Origin of the sequence: Sphingomonas sp. LM7, from assembly GCF_002002925.1 — a bacterium.
In the GTDB taxonomy this organism is placed as follows: domain Bacteria; phylum Pseudomonadota; class Alphaproteobacteria; order Sphingomonadales; family Sphingomonadaceae; genus Sphingomonas.
In genome coordinates this window covers 1,357,517-1,375,788 of sequence record NZ_CP019511.1, presented here as the reverse complement: position 1 = coordinate 1,375,788, position 18,272 = coordinate 1,357,517, and the positions used below count along the sequence as shown (strand labels likewise).

20 protein-coding genes are annotated in these 18,272 nt (G+C 66.9%); 5 read left to right on the top strand and 15 right to left on the bottom strand.

The window, feature by feature from the left end:
- Positions 1-12: 12 nt before the first annotated feature.
- Positions 13-1,542, bottom strand: coding sequence for a hypothetical protein (locus tag BXU08_RS06380; protein ID WP_077509298.1), 1,530 nt, complete (start codon positions 1,540-1,542; stop codon positions 13-15).
- Positions 1,543-1,737: 195 nt separating this feature from the next.
- Between BXU08_RS06380 and BXU08_RS06375 the strand changes: the two genes are divergently transcribed.
- On the top strand, positions 1,738-2,091 hold the full coding sequence (locus tag BXU08_RS06375; protein WP_150125444.1) for a hypothetical protein: 354 nt from the start codon (positions 1,738-1,740) through the stop codon (positions 2,089-2,091).
- Positions 2,092-2,093: 2 nt separating this feature from the next.
- Here the strand turns inward: BXU08_RS06375 and BXU08_RS06370 are convergent, their stop codons facing one another.
- The 14 genes from BXU08_RS06370 to BXU08_RS06305 all read right to left on the bottom strand — a co-directional run bounded on the left by BXU08_RS06370 (position 2,094) and on the right by BXU08_RS06305 (position 12,109).
- Positions 2,094-2,450, bottom strand: coding sequence for a hypothetical protein (locus tag BXU08_RS06370; RefSeq protein ID WP_077509296.1), 357 nt, complete (start codon positions 2,448-2,450; stop codon positions 2,094-2,096).
- A 38-nt stretch (positions 2,451-2,488) separates the two neighbouring features.
- Positions 2,489-3,826 (bottom strand): phage tail tip lysozyme, encoded by a 1,338-nt coding sequence (locus tag BXU08_RS06365; RefSeq protein WP_077509295.1) that lies wholly within the window; start codon positions 3,824-3,826, stop codon positions 2,489-2,491.
- Between the two features lie 225 nt (positions 3,827-4,051).
- On the bottom strand, positions 4,052-4,897 hold the full coding sequence (locus BXU08_RS06360; RefSeq protein WP_171982439.1) for a hypothetical protein: 846 nt from the start codon (positions 4,895-4,897) through the stop codon (positions 4,052-4,054).
- Between the two features lie 64 nt (positions 4,898-4,961).
- Positions 4,962-5,474, bottom strand: a complete 513-nt coding sequence (locus BXU08_RS06355) for a hypothetical protein (RefSeq protein ID WP_150125443.1) — start codon at positions 5,472-5,474, stop codon at positions 4,962-4,964.
- Between the two features lie 43 nt (positions 5,475-5,517).
- The gene (locus tag BXU08_RS06350; protein WP_077509292.1) at positions 5,518-5,739 is read right to left on the bottom strand and encodes a hypothetical protein; all 222 of its coding nucleotides are present in this window, start codon (positions 5,737-5,739) and stop codon (positions 5,518-5,520) included.
- A gap of 61 nt (positions 5,740-5,800) precedes the next feature.
- Positions 5,801-6,721, bottom strand: coding sequence for a DUF6683 family protein (locus BXU08_RS20180; protein WP_077509291.1), 921 nt, complete (start codon positions 6,719-6,721; stop codon positions 5,801-5,803).
- Between the two features lie 87 nt (positions 6,722-6,808).
- Positions 6,809-7,414, bottom strand: a complete 606-nt coding sequence (locus tag BXU08_RS06340) for a hypothetical protein (RefSeq protein ID WP_150125441.1) — start codon at positions 7,412-7,414, stop codon at positions 6,809-6,811.
- A gap of 140 nt (positions 7,415-7,554) precedes the next feature.
- On the bottom strand, positions 7,555-7,923 hold the full coding sequence (locus BXU08_RS06335; RefSeq protein ID WP_253190525.1) for a helix-turn-helix transcriptional regulator: 369 nt from the start codon (positions 7,921-7,923) through the stop codon (positions 7,555-7,557).
- Positions 7,920-8,696 carry a type III secretion system export apparatus subunit SctT gene (gene sctT, locus BXU08_RS06330; RefSeq protein WP_253190524.1) on the bottom strand — a complete coding sequence of 259 codons (777 nt, stop codon included), beginning with the start codon at positions 8,694-8,696 and terminating at the stop codon, positions 7,920-7,922. The genes BXU08_RS06335 and sctT overlap by 4 nt, the downstream gene beginning before the upstream one ends.
- Entirely contained in the window at positions 8,693-8,962 is a 270-nt protein-coding gene (gene sctS / locus BXU08_RS06325) for a type III secretion system export apparatus subunit SctS (RefSeq protein ID WP_077509288.1), read from the bottom strand. The genes sctT and sctS overlap by 4 nt, the downstream gene beginning before the upstream one ends.
- A gap of 12 nt (positions 8,963-8,974) precedes the next feature.
- Positions 8,975-9,637 carry a type III secretion system export apparatus subunit SctR gene (sctR, locus tag BXU08_RS06320; RefSeq protein ID WP_077509287.1) on the bottom strand — a complete coding sequence of 221 codons (663 nt, stop codon included), beginning with the start codon at positions 9,635-9,637 and terminating at the stop codon, positions 8,975-8,977.
- On the bottom strand, positions 9,637-10,629 hold the full coding sequence (locus BXU08_RS06315; RefSeq protein WP_077509286.1) for a FliM/FliN family flagellar motor switch protein: 993 nt from the start codon (positions 10,627-10,629) through the stop codon (positions 9,637-9,639). The genes sctR and BXU08_RS06315 overlap by 1 nt, the downstream gene beginning before the upstream one ends.
- On the bottom strand, positions 10,626-10,964 hold the full coding sequence (locus BXU08_RS06310) for a flagellar biosynthetic protein FliO (protein WP_077509285.1): 339 nt from the start codon (positions 10,962-10,964) through the stop codon (positions 10,626-10,628). Before BXU08_RS06310 ends, BXU08_RS06315 begins: the two co-directional genes overlap by 4 nt.
- A complete protein-coding gene (locus BXU08_RS06305) occupies positions 10,964-12,109 on the bottom strand; it encodes a flagellar biosynthesis protein FlhB (protein ID WP_077509284.1) in 1,146 nt (381 codons plus the stop codon). Before BXU08_RS06305 ends, BXU08_RS06310 begins: the two co-directional genes overlap by 1 nt.
- 486 nt (positions 12,110-12,595) lie before the next feature.
- Here BXU08_RS06305 and BXU08_RS06300 point away from each other — a divergent pair, with 486 nt between their 5' ends.
- The 4 genes from BXU08_RS06300 to BXU08_RS06285 are packed head-to-tail and all read left to right on the top strand — an operon-like array spanning position 12,596 to position 18,264.
- Positions 12,596-13,291, top strand: coding sequence for a lytic transglycosylase domain-containing protein (locus BXU08_RS06300; RefSeq protein WP_077509283.1), 696 nt, complete (start codon positions 12,596-12,598; stop codon positions 13,289-13,291).
- 7 nt (positions 13,292-13,298) lie between these two features.
- Positions 13,299-15,287, top strand: a complete 1,989-nt coding sequence (locus BXU08_RS06295; protein WP_077509282.1) for a flagellar biosynthesis protein FlhA — start codon at positions 13,299-13,301, stop codon at positions 15,285-15,287.
- A 14-nt stretch (positions 15,288-15,301) separates the two neighbouring features.
- The gene (gene sctC / locus BXU08_RS06290) at positions 15,302-17,149 is read left to right on the top strand and encodes a type III secretion system outer membrane ring subunit SctC (protein ID WP_077509281.1); all 1,848 of its coding nucleotides are present in this window, start codon (positions 15,302-15,304) and stop codon (positions 17,147-17,149) included.
- A complete protein-coding gene (locus BXU08_RS06285; protein ID WP_077509280.1) occupies positions 17,146-18,264 on the top strand; it encodes a hypothetical protein in 1,119 nt (372 codons plus the stop codon). The genes sctC and BXU08_RS06285 overlap by 4 nt, the downstream gene beginning before the upstream one ends.
- The last annotated feature ends 8 nt before the right edge of the window (positions 18,265-18,272 follow it).

The window sequence follows — 18,272 nt, the reverse complement described above, 5'->3', positions numbered from 1 at the left end:
GGCGCCAGGCGGTCACTTGTCGTAATATAGCTCGACGCGGAGGTCGAAGGCGTTGAGCAGGTTCGCCTCGCCGGTTGCCATCGTGGTGCGGATCGCCTGCGCGAGATCGAGGATGCCGCCGGTCGATTTGTCGACCTGGCCCTGCGCGGCCTGGCGCTCGTGATCGACGAGCTTCTGCCACAGCGCATCGACGAAGCTTCCGCCTGCTTTCGTCGCGCCGCCGCGAACTTCGCCCTCGGGAATCTTGTCGGCAAGTTTGCCGATCAGCTTGTCGGTGACGATATCGGTGAACTGGCGGACAAAGGCGACCTTGGCCTCGGCCTTGCCCTCGGCATTGGCGATATAGTCGGCGCCGGCTTGCTCGAGCGAGCCCATCACTGCGCCAAGTGTGCTGGCGGCGCTTTCGCGCTGGTCCGGCGACAGGCTCTTGTCCCCGATCTGCAGCGCGAGCCGCGTCATCTCGCCGGTCAATGCGTCCTGAGACTGCGTGCTGCGGCCATAGTCCGAGTCGAGCAGGACGTTCCGGGTGAAATCCCGGGTGAGGCCGTTGTGGAAGTCGCCGGTATTGTCCATCCGCCAGTCCGTCTCGGCGAGGCGGGCGACATTGCGGTCGAAATAGCTGCCGAGATGGTCGAGCGCGGGGCCGCGATCCCCGCCTTCCTCCAGGCCGCCGACATAGCCCTCGCCGCCGGATCGGACGAGACCGGCGAACAGCTTGTCCTGCCCGGGCTGGTTGGCGGCATTCTGCGTGGCAGAGGTGAGCAGTCCCGAAAGCGCGTGGAAACCGTCTCGCGCATAGAGATTGTTCCACTGGCCGCCGCCCACCGTGGTCGCCATCATCGCCTGGGTCAGCGTCATGTCGCCGACGACCGGGCCGCTTGTCTCGACACGCGTCACCTCGGCGAGGACGGCGTTGGCTGCCGAGCGATTGCCGCCGGCCGCCGCCATGTTGGCGATGTCGGCGGCGGCCGTGAGCGTTTCCGGACCGGTCTGGTATTTGTTGATGTCGTAGCCTTGCGCGCGCGCATCATCGACCAGGCGGTTCGCGACCGACGCCAGCGCGGTGCCGTCCCGCACGCCGGTCAGCAACTGGCGGGCGCCATGCGTGCCGGGTTCCGAGACGAGGCCGTGGAGATCGTCGGCGTCGAGCCGACCATCGGCGACGCCGCGCGCGATGCCCGCAGTCACTTCGTCGCGAAGCGCGGGGGTGGCGGGATCGGTCCAGGCGGTGCCGATGTCGTTGAGACCGCGCAGCAGCTTGTCGGCCGTGCGATCGTCGACCGAACCGCAGAAGGTCGATTGCCCGCCCGCCATCTGCACGACTGCGGCGAGATATTCGTCCTTCTGATCCTGTGTCAGGTCGTCGCGCGCCAGTGTCTGCTGGATTTGATACGATGCCTGCGCGCCATCGGTAGGCTGGCCGAATTCAGTCGCCGCGACGGTCTGCTCGACGGCCGACTTGACCTGTGTGTCGCCCGCCACGCACGCCGGAGGCGCTGTGTTGGTGACCGAACCGCCGCCGCCCGCGTCTGAAACATACATGGCCAATACTCCTCGGACCTCAGTTCGAGGATAGGTCGCAGGTCACTTTGCGCCATACTCGAAGCGATTAGCCCGGGCCGGAACCACAATGTTCCGTTGCCGTTTTGAGAGGACGACGAGTGGCCGGGTAACGCGAGTACCGACATGTTGCATTCGATCCTCATCGTGACGGCGATTGGAGTTGCGAGCCCGCTTATGACCATCGATCAGGACGCACGCGCGGCGTTGCTCGAAGCAGCGCGCGCGCCGGTGCGGGCGGAACTCGGCAAGGCGCCGAAATTCCGGGTGGATCAGCTCCATCGCGAGGGCGACTGGGCGTTCCTGCTCGCGACGATGCAGGAGGCGGACGGCTCGCCGTTCGACTATTCCGGCACGCCGCTTGGCGATGCTGCGAAGCAGGGCTTCGTGTCGCGGACCTATGCCGCGTTGCTGCGCCACAAGGCGGGCGGATGGGAAGTGGTGGCCAAGGCGATCGGGCCGGGCGATGTCGCCTGGGAAGACTGGCCGAAGCGTTACGGCGCGCCTGCGCAGCTGTTCACTGCGCGCTGACTTCAATAGCTTCCGTGCGCGTCGCGCGGATACCACCAGGCGAAGCGCGTGCCGAGATCGTTCGTACTGAACACGATGTTGCCGCGGTTGCGCTCGAATCCCATTGCCGGCTTGCCGTTGAGCTGACCGGACCACCAGCCGCTATTCGAGCGGCCGACAAAGGTCACGCGCACGCCGGGGCCTGTGAAGGTCATCCGGTGCGTGCCGTTGCGCCCGGCCTGATCGGTGAAGCTGCAGGCGCGCTCGGGCCCGTCGTTGATCGAGCAGCGCACCGTTTCGCGCGATGCTGCACCTTGCGCGCCCACCGAGCCGGGGAGCAGCGTCGCCGCGCCGAGCGCGATCAGGATGGAAATCCGCATGCCTGGTCGAACGCCGCGCGCCGCTGGCCGTTCCGCGATCAGCGTGCCATCTGCGCCGCGAGATCGCCGCGGCGAGAGGCTTCGCCGGCAGTGTCGGCGGGCCGTTCGTAGAGCCGCGTGACGATCTCCGCGGCCGACCGCGCATCGGTCGCGCCGCGGAGCGCCCGGCCCGCGCCCGACTCGCTGTGCGTCAGCTCGTGCTGGATGAAGCGAAGCTGCTCGGCGAACGAGGAGCCGCGGATGTCGTGGCCGGCCCAGGCAGCGAAGTCGCGCTGGCGCGGACCCTCCCATTGCGCGAGTCCATAGCCGGGACCGCCGCCGATCTGGCGGATGCCCGGATCCATCTTGCTCTCGGCATCGAGGTTGGCGACCAGACCGATCGCCTGGGCGCGGGTCCAGCCCTGGCCCTCGAAGTAGCTGATCGCCTGGTCGATGCGATCCTGGCGGCTGCCCTGGCCGGTAGGGACCACTCCGCCGGTCGCCTGGGTGCCCTGGGTCTCGCCGCCGCCGGTGCCGCCCGGCGCGCGCAGGATCACCGCGCCCTTGGCCACCGCCCAGCTGAGGTTGTTGGTCGAGATGCGCTGGGTGCCGTCTGCATTGACGTTGTTCGATCCGATCATCTTGCCAGGTCCCGAGACGATCTCGGTATGCGAGACGCCGCCGCCCTGAATGATGACGACGTCGCCGCGCTTGGCCTCGGAGGCGGGAACCGCGGTCCAGCCCTGTGCGAGTAGATTGGTCTTGAGCTGGGCTACCGAATCGGTGTGGAGCCCGGCCGGGAGCCGGCCCGCCTCGGTCAGCACCGCCGAGACGAAGTTCGCGCAGCACACGTTCGACGGAACGCCGGCGTTCATCGGCAGATTGTCGTTCCTGTTGACCTTGAGCGACGAGGCGTTCTGGCCGAGATATTTCTCGGCGATCGCCGCGACGTCGCCCGATCCGCTGCCGGTGCCTCCGACCGGCGATCCGCCCTCGACGGCGCCGCTTCCCCCGGTAGCGCCGGTTCCATTGGGAATGGTCAGCGTCTGGTTGGGGAAGATCAGATTGGGGTTGGAGAGGTTGTTGGCTTGCGCCAGCGCCTGCCAGCTCGTGCCGAAGCGCCCGGCAATGGAAGAGAGCGTGTCGCCGGACTTGATCGTATATTCGCGCGGCGCCTCGCCAGCGCCCGAACCCGACGGAACGTTGAGATGCTGGCCCGGGCGGATCAGATCGGGATGGAGGATCTGCGGGTTGGCCTTGACCAGCGCCGAGAGCGAAACGCCCTTGTCGCGCGCGATCGCGCTCACGGTGTCGCCCGACTTGACGACATAGCCGCTGTCGCCGCTGCCGCTGCTCGAATTGCTTTGGGTCTGTTGAACCGAAGAGACGCCCGTCATGGCCCTTACTCCGCCAGAAACGATGGTGTTGCAGCGTGGTAGCGGAGGCGAACGGGCGGGTCGCTAATCGGAACGCTTAGGCTGTTGCTCGTGATTTGCGATGCGCTCGATACCTGATCCCCGGCGAAGGCCGGGGGTCCAGTTGCTGTCAGGTTAGAGAGGCGGGTATCAGCTCGCGGGGTTGGTCGAAACTGGCCCCGGCCTTCGCCGGGGAACGCCAGTCGCTCAAATCACCGGGTCGAGCGCGGCACGGTAGCGCATCTCTGCGGAGAAACTGCGCGTCACGGCTTTGAGATTGGCATCGGCTTCGGGATCGCGCTGGACCGATTCGAGCGCGGCGAAGGCGGCTTCGCGATGTTGCTTGCTGCGGAACAGCGGCGTTGCCAGCTCGGGCACGCGGCGCTCGCCGGCGGGCCAGCTCGCCATGCAGGCGAGATCGGTGGTCAGGCGGCGCAACTCGCCCTGTCCGAATGTGACCTTCTTGAGCGTACCCGTGCGGCGATAGGCCCTGGGAAAGTCGCGCTCGAACGAATCGATTGCGGCAGCCTGTGCCGCGGCGTCGAGCGAATGTGCGGGCCGGCAGACCGAGGCTGTTGCCGCCGGGCCGACGATGCCCGCGCCCTGGGTGAGCGCGGCCTGGCGCGCGTGCATCCGGCCATTGGCATAGTGATATTGGACCAGCGGGCCACCGGCCGTCGTCGCCGGCATCGCCACACTGAACACGCCACGGCGCAGCTGCGGCTTGGCCGCGGCGCTGCAGGTTCCGAACGCATCGGTGACGCGCGGCGCCTGGCCTGCCTGTGTGACGATCACGGCATAGCGTGCGGGGCAGTCCGACCCACTCTTGCCGCGGATCAGGTGCAGCCGTGCGCCTTGTACAGTATAGCTGCCGACCACCGCGAGGTGATCGACCAGTTCGACGCCGAACGGGCGTGAGATCACGGTGCTGCCAAGCTTGATTGCCTGCTCGCTCCCGGCCGAGACGACGGTCGCCTTCTGGTCGGCAGCCAGCGCCGTCCCGCCCGCCGACAGCAGCAGGGGAGCGGCGAGCAGCATCAACGGCCTTGGCATCGAGTACCTCTCAGGATTGGGAATTACGCGGGTAGCACGCGCGAAAGTGGGCGCGGGTTCCGCGTCAGGCGCGATTTTGTGCGGAAAGATCGGCGGTGGCGGTTTCGAAGCGCGCGATGACGCCGTCGAGTCCGGCAGGCGCATCCGCCCCTGCAGCGCTGTCGAGGGCAGCGCGAACGCCGCCGATCTGCTGGTCGCCGCTCGCGCCCGAAAGGCCGGCGATCTGGACCACCGCCTGGCGGGTGAAATCATCGAGCGCGCGGCGCAATTCGCCTTCCTGCGCGGGGCTGGCGCCGAAGCGCGCCGAGAGGTCGCGGGTGATATCGCCCAGGCCATAGACGTCGCCGCGCCGCGCGAGTTCGCCCATGTCCGGCGCGAAGCCGCTGCCATTGCCGGCAGTCTGGCTCCATGCCTGCGCGCCACTGCCGTTGCCCCGGCTCGCGGCATCGACCCAGGCGAGCACGCGGTGGCCGATTTCGCCCAACGTCTCGATCGCCGCGCCGCGCGCGTCGTTTGATCCGGCAAGGCCGGTGGGGGAAAGGGGCGAGAGGCCCGAAAGGCGGTCGATACTGGTCATGATCCTGTTTCCATGAGCTGCGTCCGGCGGGGCCGGCGGCATATCACTTCCTGGTCTCCGAAAGCCGGTCGAGCGGCGAAGGCGTATTGAGCAATTGCTCCAATGGCCCGACCTGCAGCAGCTGCGAGGGTTTCGCCGCATCGCGGATGACGTCGCCTGTCAGCTCCTGCGTCGCCGTCGCGGCATCGTTCTTCTGCTGCCGCGGCGAGACCAGCGTCGCACCCAGGCTCAAGTTACCGACTTTCGCGCCAATCTCGATCGACATGGCTATCTCCATTCCACGCCTATGTGGCGATACCGGCGCGCGCGCGCCATAATCGCAACGATTAGCCCTGGCGGTCGATGCCCGGCTTGCGGCCTCGGGCTAGCCAGATCCCGCCGATCAACCCCGCAGCCGCGGCCGCACCGACGGCGTAGACGATCGTATCGTCGCCGCTCTCCTCGCGCGCTGCTGCTACTTGCTCCTTGTCCGGCGCGACCGCCGGTTGCTCCACCGACTCATTGTCGACCGCGCCGACGCCGCCGCCGACAAAGCCGTCGTCGGTGAGCTCCATCCCGCCTAGATTCAGGCCCGACTCGCGCGCGCCCTGGCGAACCGCCGCGGCGATGCGGCGCAGCAGCGCGGGATCGTTCTTGGCGTGTTCGAGATAGGCGCCGATCAGCGCAGTCTGGACGAGATTGGCCTCGGCCATTTCCTGCTTCACTGCGTCGCTCGCCGTTGCCATCTGCGGCAGGGACGACATTGCGCGCGCGGCCTGGGCGCGCACTGCGGCAATCTGCCGTGCGGGCGGAGTGTCGGTCCGCTGGCGCGAGGCGAGCCAGGCATTGAGCCACCAGGCGGCATAGGCGTCGGCGACATTATCGGTGCGCATGCCATAGCCGGCGAGCGCGCGGCCCATCTTGCCGATCACATCGGACGAGGCGAGTTCCTTCTCGAGCAGCGCAGCGCCTTCGGGATCCTTCTTGCGCGTCTTGGCAACGAATTGCGCGAAATTGGCGCGTCGGCGCTCCATCGAAGGCTTGTATGTGAGTCGCACCGCGGGCGCAGGGGCTACACGTGTGCTGCGCGCACTCCCGCGCCGGTTGGAAGAGACCGATCCCTGCGCCGCCTCGTCCATCGCGCTGCCTTCGGCGATGCCCGACATCAGGCCGCCCCAATCGACGCCGTCCTGCGCGGCCGCAGGCGCTGCCAGCACGAAGGCCGATGCGATGGTGAGGATGCTGGCAAGGGGACCGGGGCGATGCATATGCGGCTCCTGAGTTACGCGTGCGAAGAACGAGTGACGCCCCGGAACCGAATGGTCCCGGGGCGCACCTGCGCCAGAGGCGAGAGGTTATTGCTTGCGGGCACCTTGTCCGAGTGCCTCGCCGAGGGTCTTGAGCACCGTGTTCGATGCCGAGAAGAACTGGTTGAACTCCTGCGACTTGGCGCTGAACTTGAGGTTTTCCGAAGCCTTGTTCTCGCCTTCGCCGAGATTCTGTGACATCTTGTCCATCTCGTTGGCGAGCTTGTCGGCAGTCTTGCCGAGCGCTTCGGCGATCGCCATCAGCCAGCTGCGGCCGCCGCTGGCCTTGGCGTCCTTGGCTTCCTGGCTCTCCGACGCGCGGGTCGCGATGTCGGCGATCTCGTCGTTGATGTTACGCTCGGCTTCGGCCGCCTCGAAGGGCGATGCGCCGGTGCGGTCGGCGATGCCGGAAATCACTTCGGACAGGTTCTGGGTTGCGCCGCGGGTGTCGCCTATCGACGCGCAGAACGCGCCCTGTGCCACATCGATCGTCTCTTGCGGCAGACCCAGCTTGTCGCCGATCTGCTGGATGATCTGCTGACCAACCGCGGACATCAGCGTCTTCGCCGCCAGCGCGGCCCAGCCGCCCGGGCCCATCGCCAGCATCGCCAGATTGGTCGGATTGACTACATTGTTCAGAATGCCACCAAACATCGCCGTACTCCTCACGAGGCGGTCCTGCCGCCGGATGGTCAGGTGCCGATGCTCCTGATCGACCATGACCTTGCAGCACTTTTCCTCGAGGCTTGCTCTCCGCGAAACGACTAGGAAGGGCTAGTCGATCCGATTATAGTTCAGTCCGAGGGGTAGAAAAGCAGCCCTGCCAGCGCCGCCAGTTCGCGCATTCCATCGAGCTCGAGCTTGCGCGCAACGTTCGACAAATGCACTCGCACGGTATTCTCCGCCATCAGCAGCAGCGTGGCGATGTCGCCGTTCGAGCGACCCCAGCCGAGGAAGCGGATACAGGTGATCTCGGTCGGCGTGAGCCGCAGCAGCGCCTCGCGGTGCCGCTTGGGCACGCGCGCCGCCTCGATCATGTGCTCGCCCAGCGCGACGCGCTCGGGCGCGCCGGGCATCGCATCGGCCTTGCGCAGCAGCTCGGCGATCGCGGCGAGGCGCTCGTCCTCGGCCATCGGCTGCGGGGCAGGGGCGGCGAGGGTCAATGAATCAGCCCCCGCAGGATGTTGAGGATCAAGTCCGGCCGGCTGAGGATGTCGCGGGTGATCGCCTCGACGAACGAGCCGACGAGCAGCAGGATGATCGCGGTGGCGGCGAATGCCTTGATCGACATCGACAGGGTGAAGACGTTGAGCTGCTGGGCGAAGCGATTGATCAGGCCCAGGCCAACGTCGATCAGGAACAGCACGGTCAGCACCGGCGCGGCGAACAGCGTGGCGAGCACCATCAGCCGCCCGAATTCGGCTTCGAACAGCGCCAGCCCGCGCGCGTCGAGCGTCGGCATCGGCGCGGCGACCGGCCACAGCGCATAGCTCTCCATCAGCACATGGACGAGCAGCGACAGGCCGCCCGAGAAGATGAAGACGATCCCGGCGAGACGGCCGAGGAATGCGCCGTTGAGCGAGGTCTGGTGTCCCGAGAGCGGATCGACGATCTGCGCCATCGTCGCGCCGATCTTGGTGTCGATGATCTGCCCCGCGGCTTCGAGCGCCCACAACACCGATCCGAAGAAAAAGCCGATGACCAGCCCGACGAACACTTCCTTGGCAAACATCGCGCCCCATTGGCCCGAGCCCATCATCGATACGTCGAGCGTGGGCTGGAGCGTGAGCGAGACGATGCCCAGCGAGACGAGGATCGAATTGCGCACCATCGCCGGGATCAGATCGGGCGAGAAGATCGGCATCAGCATGAACGCGACTGCGATCCGCGCAGTCGCGACGCCGAGCAGGAGCATCGGATCGCTCCAGTCGCTCACCGGCGGATCATCGCCGGGAATTCGCTGAAGATGCGGTCGGTGTAGCGATAGAGCGATGCGCCGATCAGCGATGCGGTGACGAACAGGGTAAGCACGATCGCGAAGAACTTGGCGGTATATTGCAGCGTCTGTTCCTGGATCTGCGTCGCCGCCTGGACGATCGCGACGAGCAGCCCGGCCACCGACGCGACGATGATCGGCGGCGCCGACAGGATCAGCACGAGCCACAGCGCATCGTTAGTGAGGCCGATGAAGTCGCCGTTCATGGGGCTCTCTCCTCAGGCATAGGACAGCACCAGCCCGTGGCTGAGCTTCACCCAGCCATCGACCAGCACGAACAGCAGCAGCTTGAACGGCAGCGATATCGTGGTGGGGGACAGCATCATCATCCCCATCGCGAGCAAGATGTTCGAGATGACGAGATCGATGACGAGGAACGGCAGGAAGATCAGGAAGCCGATCTGGAAGGCCAAACTCAGCTCCTTCACAACGAAGGCGGGGATGATGATGATCAGGTCGCGATCGGTCATTTCCTTGGCGTGTTCGGGATTGCCGACGCGCTGGGCGGTGCGCAGGAAGAAGGCGCGCTCATTGGGATCGCTGTGCTTGATGAGGAACTCGCGCAGCGGCTCCTTGCCAACATCGATCGCGGTGCTGATAGACGCAGTGGACTGCATCATGCTTCCCTCCACCTGCTGCGCCGCGATCCGGTCCTGGATCTGTTGGCCGACCGGGTACATGACGTACAGCGTCAGGATCAGCGCCAGGCCGTTTAGGACGATATTGGGCGGCACCTGCTGGAGGCCGAGCGCATTGCGCAGCAGGCTCAGCGTGACGACGATCTTGGTGAACGACGTGACCATCACCGCGAAGAACGGCGCCAGTGCCAGCGCGACGACGACAACGAGCGCCGAGCCGGGCGTGAAGCTGGAGAGTTCCATCAAGCGTCCCCGTCGGCGGTAACTCCGGTGACCAGCACGCCGAAGCCGTCGCCGACCGCGACGAGTTCGCCCTCGGCAACGCATTGCTCCCCGGCGATCACGCGCACCAGCAGGGTGCCGCCGGCGACGGGCAGGGGAAGCACGCTGCCCTTGCCCAGCGTGGCGAGTTCCGCCGCGGTCATCCCGGAGCCGATGATCTCGATCGTGGTCGGCAGTCGGACATCGGCCCAGCCGGTCTCGCCGCCCGCAGAGCTGGCGGCGAGTGCCTCATGCGGTACGTCCATTGCGGCATCATCCTGCAAAACGAGCACCCCATCGTTGAACGCGATTCGTGCGCGCGGCGCATCGTTGCGGCCGGGCAATGACAACTTCGCGACCGGTACGCCGGTTCCCAGCAGCAGCAGGTCCCCCGGTGCGATCGCGGCCAGGCTGGCGTCGCGTACCGCCGGCCCTTCGAACCGCGCAGTCCAGCGCAGCCGCAATCCGCCGATCGCCGTCGAGGCAAGCTCGATCTCGGCAAGCGGCTCGACGGCGATATCGGGCGGGACCGCGAGCAGCAGACGATGCTGGATCACGCCGTTGCCGGTGGTCGCGTCGAGCCGCAGCAACACCGGTTCGCCGGTATAGCTCTTGTGCAGGCCGGCGGGCTGAAGCTCGCAGCCGAGCACCAGCTCGAGGGCGCCGACCAAGGGCTCGATCCGGCCGAGCGTGGCCGCGGCGGCGGCGGCATCGACGCTGCCCTGCGCGCCCGAGACGCGGGCTAGAGCTCCATCGACCAGCAACGGCGCGATCTGCACCAGATGCTCGCCGCTGCGGAACTGGATCCACGCCACCGCGGCGCGGCGATCACGCTCGGTGGCGAGGCGAATGCTGGTCTGCAGTTCGTCGATCAGCCGGCGGTTGAGTGCGCCGATCAGCGTCGTCTGCAGATTCGCGCGCGGCTGGTCGATCGAGCGGAGATTGGCGCGGAGCTGTTCGGAGCGCGCGTTCATTGGATCGTCTCCGATGCGGGCGGCACGCCATCCTCGGTCGGCACCGGAGGGGCGCCGTTCCCCCAGTTGCGCAGCAGGGAGATCGATCCCGGCGTGACACCGACCAGCATGAGCTCACCCTCGGCCTCGATCAGCACCAGCCGCTCGCGCTGGCCGACCGGGAGCGCGCGGACGAAGCGGATCTGGCGTTCGGCCACCCCGTCGCGTCCGCCCAGGCCGCGGTCCTGCCATTTGCGCAATGCGCGCAGGCTGACCCAGGCCAGCCCGAGCACCACCGCGAGCGCGATGATCGTGCCCAGCAGTCCGGAAAGCGCAGTGCCGATCGTCGAATCCATCAATGGTGCCTCGTCAGTTCTGGTTCGGTGAGATCGGGGGCGGCCTGGCCGTCGCGGACGCGCTTTGCCCACAGGATGATCTGGGCAATCGCGTCGAACATGTCGCGCGGGATGAGTTCGTCGGGGGCGCCGTCTTCGTAGAGTTTCCGAGCCACCTGGACGTGGCGGATGATCGGGATGCCGGCTTCCTCGGCGGCGGCGCGCATCGCGGCGGCGAGCGGGCCTTCACCCTTGGCGGTCATCATCGGCACCGGGCAACTCGCTTCGTCATAGGCGATCGCAATCGCGATATGAGTCGGGTTGACGACCAGCACATTGGCGTCGCGGGTGGCGCCGACCGCGTTCTGGCTCGCCCATTCCTCATGGAGCTGGCGGCGGCTCGACTTGATCAGCGGGTTGCCTTCGTTTTCCTTGGTCTCCTCGCGGATGTCGCGCATGCTCATCCGCAGCTTCTTGGTGTAGCTGTGCTTCTGCCAGGCCATGTCGAGCACTGCGACGAGCAGGAAGACGCCGAAGGTCCACAGCAGCGCGGTGCGTACCAGCGAGCCGGTGAAGACGAGGATCGACGCGGCGGCGGCGCGGCCGTCGGTGTCGGCGACCGGCAGCAAGGTCGGGCCGGTGCGCTCGATGATGTCGGCTAGCGAGCCGCGCAGCACCAGCCAGACGACGAACACGATTAGCCCCGCCTTGGCCAGGGTCTTGGCGAGCTCGACGAGGTTGTCGATACTGAACATCCGCTTGAAGCCCTCGACTGGATTGAGCTTGTCGAGCGCGGGCTTCATCTTCTCGGTGGTGAACACGCCGCCGGCCTGGAGGAATTCGCTCAGCACGCCGGTGACGGCGGCGGGAATCAGCGCGACTGCCGTGATACCGAGCAGGGCCCAGATCGCGCTCCAGCCGAGTTGCGACAGCGCCGTATGAAATGGCGCGTTGCCGCCGATCAGGGTGAAGCCCTCGTCGAACAGCTCGACGATCTTGTTTCCGGCATAGCCCGCGCCGAACAGCAGCACGAGCAGCCAGACGAACAGCGTGGCGGTGGCAGTGATGTCGCGCGACTTGGCGATGTCGCCCTTCTTGCGCGCATCCTGCAGCCGCTTGGGTGTCGGCTTCTCTGTCTTGTCGCCGCCGTTGTTCTTCTCGGCCAAACGCACCTCCGGCAATACGCGTGCCTCGCCCGAACCACGGACGAGAGGAGAGCGCCAGATGCGCCTGCCGACCACGCCAATCGAGGCGTGGGAAGCAGGTTTCTAAGGTTGGAGCGCAGGACCCTGTTGCGTGCCAAACAGGGGCCTTTTCGTGGATGCGGCTGCGCAGGTCAACTCACGGGCGATGTGCAGAATTGTCACTAAAGCGAAGTAAATTCGTAATTAAATGGACTCGAATCACTTAAAATCACACGGCAATCCGGTGACCGTTTCGTACCCGGTACGAATGTTGCTGATACGTTGAAGCGCCATTTGGCCGGGATGGGTCGGTCAAAATCCGCGATGACTTGACGAAATCGGGGGGTGTCCAGGCGAAGCGATCGGCGTAGCCTTTACTGGCCGGATCAAAGTCCGGATCGCAGGACCCAATGCGAACCAAACGATCGTCAGCAACGCCCCAGCCAGGGGTTTGCAGGGAGATCGTGTATGCGCTTTTCAAGCACTGCCCCGTCGCTTCGCTTCGCGTTGAAGCTCGTTGCGTTCGGTGGCGTCGCCGTTGCCGCAATCCCCGCCCAGGCGGGTAATTGCAATGCCAGGGCGATCGGCACCCGGTATGTTGAGGCATTGCGCCTCTGCGGACCGCAGGACACCGAGGTCAGAACCCAGATCGAACCCGTCGTCCTCGCGGAACGCAATTCGGTGAGTGTGAGCATGCCGGGCTTCCAGAAGCGGCTTGCCCAGGCGACGCGTGCCGTGCGTGCCAAGGGTGGCGGCGGCAACGACGCGCTGATCGCGTCGGTCGCCTATCGCTATCGCATCAATCCGCATCTGCTCGCTTCGATGGTCAACGCCGAGTCCGCCGGGCGCCAGCGCGCCGTGTCGCACAAGGGTGCGCTCGGGCTGATGCAGGTGATGCCGGCGACGGCACGCGGGCTTGGCGTGCGCGATCCGAATGCGCTGCTCGACGATCCGGTGCTCGCGATGCACACCGGCGCCAAATATCTCAAACAGCTCCAGGGCCAGCTCGGCAACAACGTGCCGCTGGTCGTCGCCGCCTATAATGCCGGCCCCGGCGCGGTGATGAAGGCTGGGCGCAAAGTGCCGCGCTATCGCGAGACCCAAGCCTATGTGAAGAAGGTCGTCGGCCGCTATCAGGCCGCGCAAACCGGCAGGGCGCGCTGAGGCAGTCATGAGCGTCGAGCGCTATCTCGCCAGCAGCAATGCAGCCAAGCCGCTGCCGCTTTCGGCGCGCATTGCGGATCTGTTCCTGATCGTCGGCGTCGTCGCGATCGTCGGGCTGATGATCCTGCCGCTGCCGACATTGCTGATCGACATGCTGGTGGGCGTGAACATCACCTTTGGCGTGATGCTGCTGCTGACGACGCTCTACATCAAGGGCCCGCTCGACTTTTCGTCCTTCCCGTCGATCCTGCTGATCTCGACGCTGTTCCGGCTGGCGTTGTCGATCGCTACCACGCGCATGATCCTGGTCGAGGGGCATGCCGGCGATATCATCCACACCTTCGGCACGATGGTTGCGGGCGGCAACATCGTCGTCGGGCTGGTGGTGTTCCTGATCATCACGATCGTCCAGTTCATCGTCATCGCCAAGGGCGCCGAGCGCGTCGCCGAAGTCGCGGCCCGGTTCAGCCTCGATTCGATGCCGGGCAAGCAGCTGTCGATCGACAGCGACCTGCGTTCGGGGCTGATCGACAAGGACGAGGCGCGTCGCCGCCGCCGTACGCTTGAGCTCGAGAGCAAGCTCCACGGGAGCCTCGACGGCGCGATGAAGTTCGTGAAGGGCGACGCGATCGCCTCGGTCGTCATCGTCATCGTCAATCTGATCGGCGGACTCGCGATCGGCGTCATGCAGCAGGGCATGGAGATCGGCGCGGCAACGTCTAAATATTCGATCCTGACGATCGGCGAAGGCCTGGTCGCGCAGATCCCGGCGCTGCTCGGCGCGATGGCGGCGGGCCTGATGGTCACCCGCTCGACCGACGAGGAGACCGATTCCAATCTCGGCCAGGCGATGCACCGCCAACTGGTCGCCAATCCCCGCGTGCTGCTCGCAGTCGGTGCGATCTGCTTCCTGATGGCGCTGATCCCCGGCTTCCCCGCCGCGGTGTTCATCGGGCTCGGCTTCCTGTCGCTGTTCTCCGGCGCGGCGATGCATCCGCGCCTCAAGCCGCACATGGTTCGTCACTCGGGGCCGATGCGCAAATTGCTCAGCGGCGGGCGCGAGGCACCGCGCGCTGTGACGCTGCTGGCCGAGCCCGAGGCGCCCAAGGCCGTGGTGCCGCTGCTGCTCCAGCTCTCCGGCCCCCAGCCGAGCGTCGAGGACGAAGCCGAGCTGTCCAAGGGCCTGACTGCAATGCTCGAGCGGCTGCAATATCGCAGCGGCGTTCCGCTACCGCGGCTCGCGATCCATTTCCTTGCGCCCGATGGCCCGCGTGCCTGGCGGCTGCTCGCCTTCGAGCTTTCGGTCGGCGCGGGCGAGGGCAGCGATGCCGAGACCGTGGTCGCCGCAGTCGAGGGCTTGATCCGGCGCAATCTGTCGCGCTTCCTCGGCGTGCAGGAAGCGGTCGGGCTGCTGAACCGGGTCGGCGACGACTATCCCGAAGTGGTCAAGGAAGCCGTTCGCGCCGTTCCTGCCGCGCGCATCGCGGATGTGTTGCGCCGGCTCGCGGAGGAGGAAGTACCGCTGCGCAACATGCGCGATGTGCTCGAAGGTCTCACTGAGGCGGCGAACCAGGAGCGCGAGATTGCGCGGATCGCCGATCTCACGCGCATCTCGCTCAAGCGCTATCTGCTCGACGCAGTATCGCAGGGCGGCGGCATCCGCGCGCTGGTGGTGACGCCCGAGCTCGAGACTTTGGTGCGCGAGGCGACCCGGCTGGTCGACGGCGTCGAGCGGCTCGCGGTCAAGCCCGAAGTGGCGCGCGAACTGGTCGCGACGATCGGGCGGACCGCGGCGGAGACCGGCGCCGACGCGCTGGTCACTTCGTTCGAGGTCCGCCGTTCGGTGCGCAAGCTCATCGAGCCGGATCTATTCGAGCTGCCGGTGCTCGCCTTCAACGAACTCTCGCCGTCCACTTCGGTGGAAATGGTCGGCCAGATCGGACTGCCGCCAGGGGCTTTGGCGGAAGAGACGCAAGCCGCACTTGCGGCGGAATAACAACGGAGGGCTGATTGAAGCTGTATAAGAATCCGTCGATGCTGTTCGTGGCAATGGCCGCGCTGCCGGTGCCGTTAGCGGCGCATGCGCAGACAGCGCCTGCCACGCAGAGCGCCCAGGTGTCGATCGTCGCGCGTGACCAGCCGATCGCGGCATTCCTGCGCGATCTGTTCGGCAAGGCCGGGCGCCCGGTGGTGCCCAGCGCCAAGCTGACCGGCACGGTCAACGGCGTGTTCCAGGGGACCGTCGAGAAGATCTATGGCGACATCGCCAAGGCGTTCAGCCTGATCTCCTATTATGACGGCGCCGCGATCTATGTGTACGCGCCGACCGAGCTCGGCGTGCAGAATCTTCCGATGAGCAGCGCCGCTGCGGACCGCGTCGCACGCCAGGCGCGCGCGCAACGGCTGCCCGATCGGCGCAACATGCTGCGCGTTACCACCGATGGCCTCGTCGTCAGCGGCACGCCGCGCTTCATCGAGCAGGTGACGACGATGGCGCGCGGCGGCCAGGATCTCGCCGATGGCGCCCCGGCCGCGCCCGGCGGCGCGCTTGGCGGAGGCCGTGGCGGCTATTATGATGCGCCGCGCGGGCCGGTCAGCCAGCCGATCGAATTCCGCGTCTTCTATCTCCGCTACGCCCGCGCCGAGGATACCTTGGTCACTGCCGGCGGCCGCGAGACGCGCGTCCCCGGGCTCGCCTCGATCCTCCAGAACCTCGTGCTCGATCAGAAGCCCGGTGGCAGCGCGGTGGTGCCGTCGCTGGGCGCGCGGCTCGTCCGCCAGAGCCAGCCGCGGCTGAAGGGGCAGGGGCTCGACGGCGTCTCGCCCGATGCCTCGCAGGCCGGCAATTACGCTGCGACCGAAGTCCTCGGCGGTGGCGACGGCGGCATGGGGCTGGCGGCGCCGCTGACGCAGGACGTCGTCCGCATCGAGCCGAGCGCCTATCTCAACGCAATCGTCGTGCGCGACGTGCCCGAGCGGATGGCGGCGTACGACTCGCTGATCCGCGCGCTCGACGTCGAGCCGCAGATCGTCGAAATCGAAGCGACCATCATCGACATCAATGTCGACAAGCTCCAGCGCCTGGGCATCAACTGGCGCTTCGGCAGCGGCGGCTTCGGCGCGCTGTTCGGCGATGGCACCGCCAACGACACCCGGCTCTTCCCGATCCCCGGTTCGGACCGCCGCTCCAACGTCAACAACATCACGCCGTCGGGCGCTGGCGGCACGATCTCGACGATCATCGGCAGCCAGCGCGAGTTCCTCGGCCGGATCACCGCGCTCGAGAACAAGGGCGCGGCGCGGATCGTCTCGCGCCCGCAGATCATGACGCTGTCGAACGTCGAGGCGGTGTTCGATCGTACGCGGACCTTCTACGTCAAGGTCGCGGGCCGCGAGGAAGTCGATCTGTTCAACGTCACCGCCGGCACGGTGATGCGCGTCAACCCGCACGTCTTCCGCGACCACGACCAGACCCGCATCCGCGTGCTGGTCAACATCGAGGACGGCAGCATCAGCCCGGACTCGATGGTCGAGAACATCCCGGTGGTCGATCGCGCCAGCGTCGCGACGCAGGGCATGGTCGTCGATGGTGAGAGCCTGTTGCTCGGCGGGATGACGATCGACGCCGAGACCAACGACGAGACCAAGGTGCCGCTGCTCGGTGACATCCCGCTGCTGGGCGAGCTGTTCAAGTTCCGCAACAAGAGCCGCGGCCATACCGAGCGGCTGTTCCTGATCACTCCGCGGCTGGTGCCGCTCGCCTCGCGTGCGCCTCTGGCGGCCGCGGCGCCGATGCCGGCGGGGGCGCAATCCGCGACGATCCCGTCTACGACCAACGGGGAGCGTCCGGCGCAATGACCTTGCCTGCCGTTCTTCGCGTGCTCAACGGCCGGCTCGCCGGCACCGAGAAGCAATTGCCGACGAGCGGAACCGTGTCGATTGGCCATCAGTTCTGGCAGGATGTCGTCATCCGCGATCCCGCGACCAAGGGCATTGCCGTCGATCTGTTGGTCGATGGTGACGGCGGAGCGCAGATTACCGTGCTGACCGGGGAGGCGCTGCTGCTCGGCTCGCATGTGGGCGAGGGGCAGACGGCGATCCTTCCGGCATATGTTCCCTTCTCGATCGGCGGTGTCGCGCTCGCCTGGGGCGATCCCGAGAGCGCGCGCTGGGCCGAGGCAAGCGGCATCGCCGGCAGCACGCCCGCGCCGCCGCTGCCGCCGCCCTCGGCGCAGGACGAGGCGATGTTGCTGCTCGGCAAGGCCGGCGGGCATGTCAGCGGTTGGTTCACGCGCAAGCGGGCGATCGCGGTCGGCGCAGTCGCGACCTTGGCCGCGGGGGCGGCGCTGGCCGTGCCGACGATGGACGCGCTCGGGCTGCGCGGCGACGAGGCGATGCGCGCCGAGCATGTCCTGAACGGCGCCGGACTGTCGCCGCTCAAGACCACCCACGATCCGGCGACCGGCGGCGTGATCGTCAGCGGCGTCGTCGCCAACGATGCCGAGCGGCTGAAGGCGCAGGAGGCACTGCGCGACCGCGGCATCCATGCGACGGTCAATCTGCAGACCAGCGCCGAGCTGGCCCAGGCCGCCGCCGAAGTGGCGCGGATCCACGGCCTCCAGGCAGTCGGTCGGCCGATTTCGCGCACCGGCGTCGAGCTGCGGGTCACGCGGATGACCGAGGACCAGCGCGGCAAGCTCGCCTCGGCGATCCGCAGCGACGTCAAGCAATTGGGCCGGCTGGTCTTCCGCGACGACCTACCGCCGCGCGACGACACGCCGATCCGCACGATCGCCGACGCGACCAGGAAGGTCTCGACCGTCGTCGCTGGCGACCCGGCCTATATCCAGACCGTAGATGGCGCGCGCTATTTCGCCGGCGCGATCATGCCGAGCGGCCATCGCCTCATCACCATCCAAGGAGACACGGTGTTCTTCGAGAAGAACGGCCGGGAGACGCAATTGAAGTTCTGACCATTTGT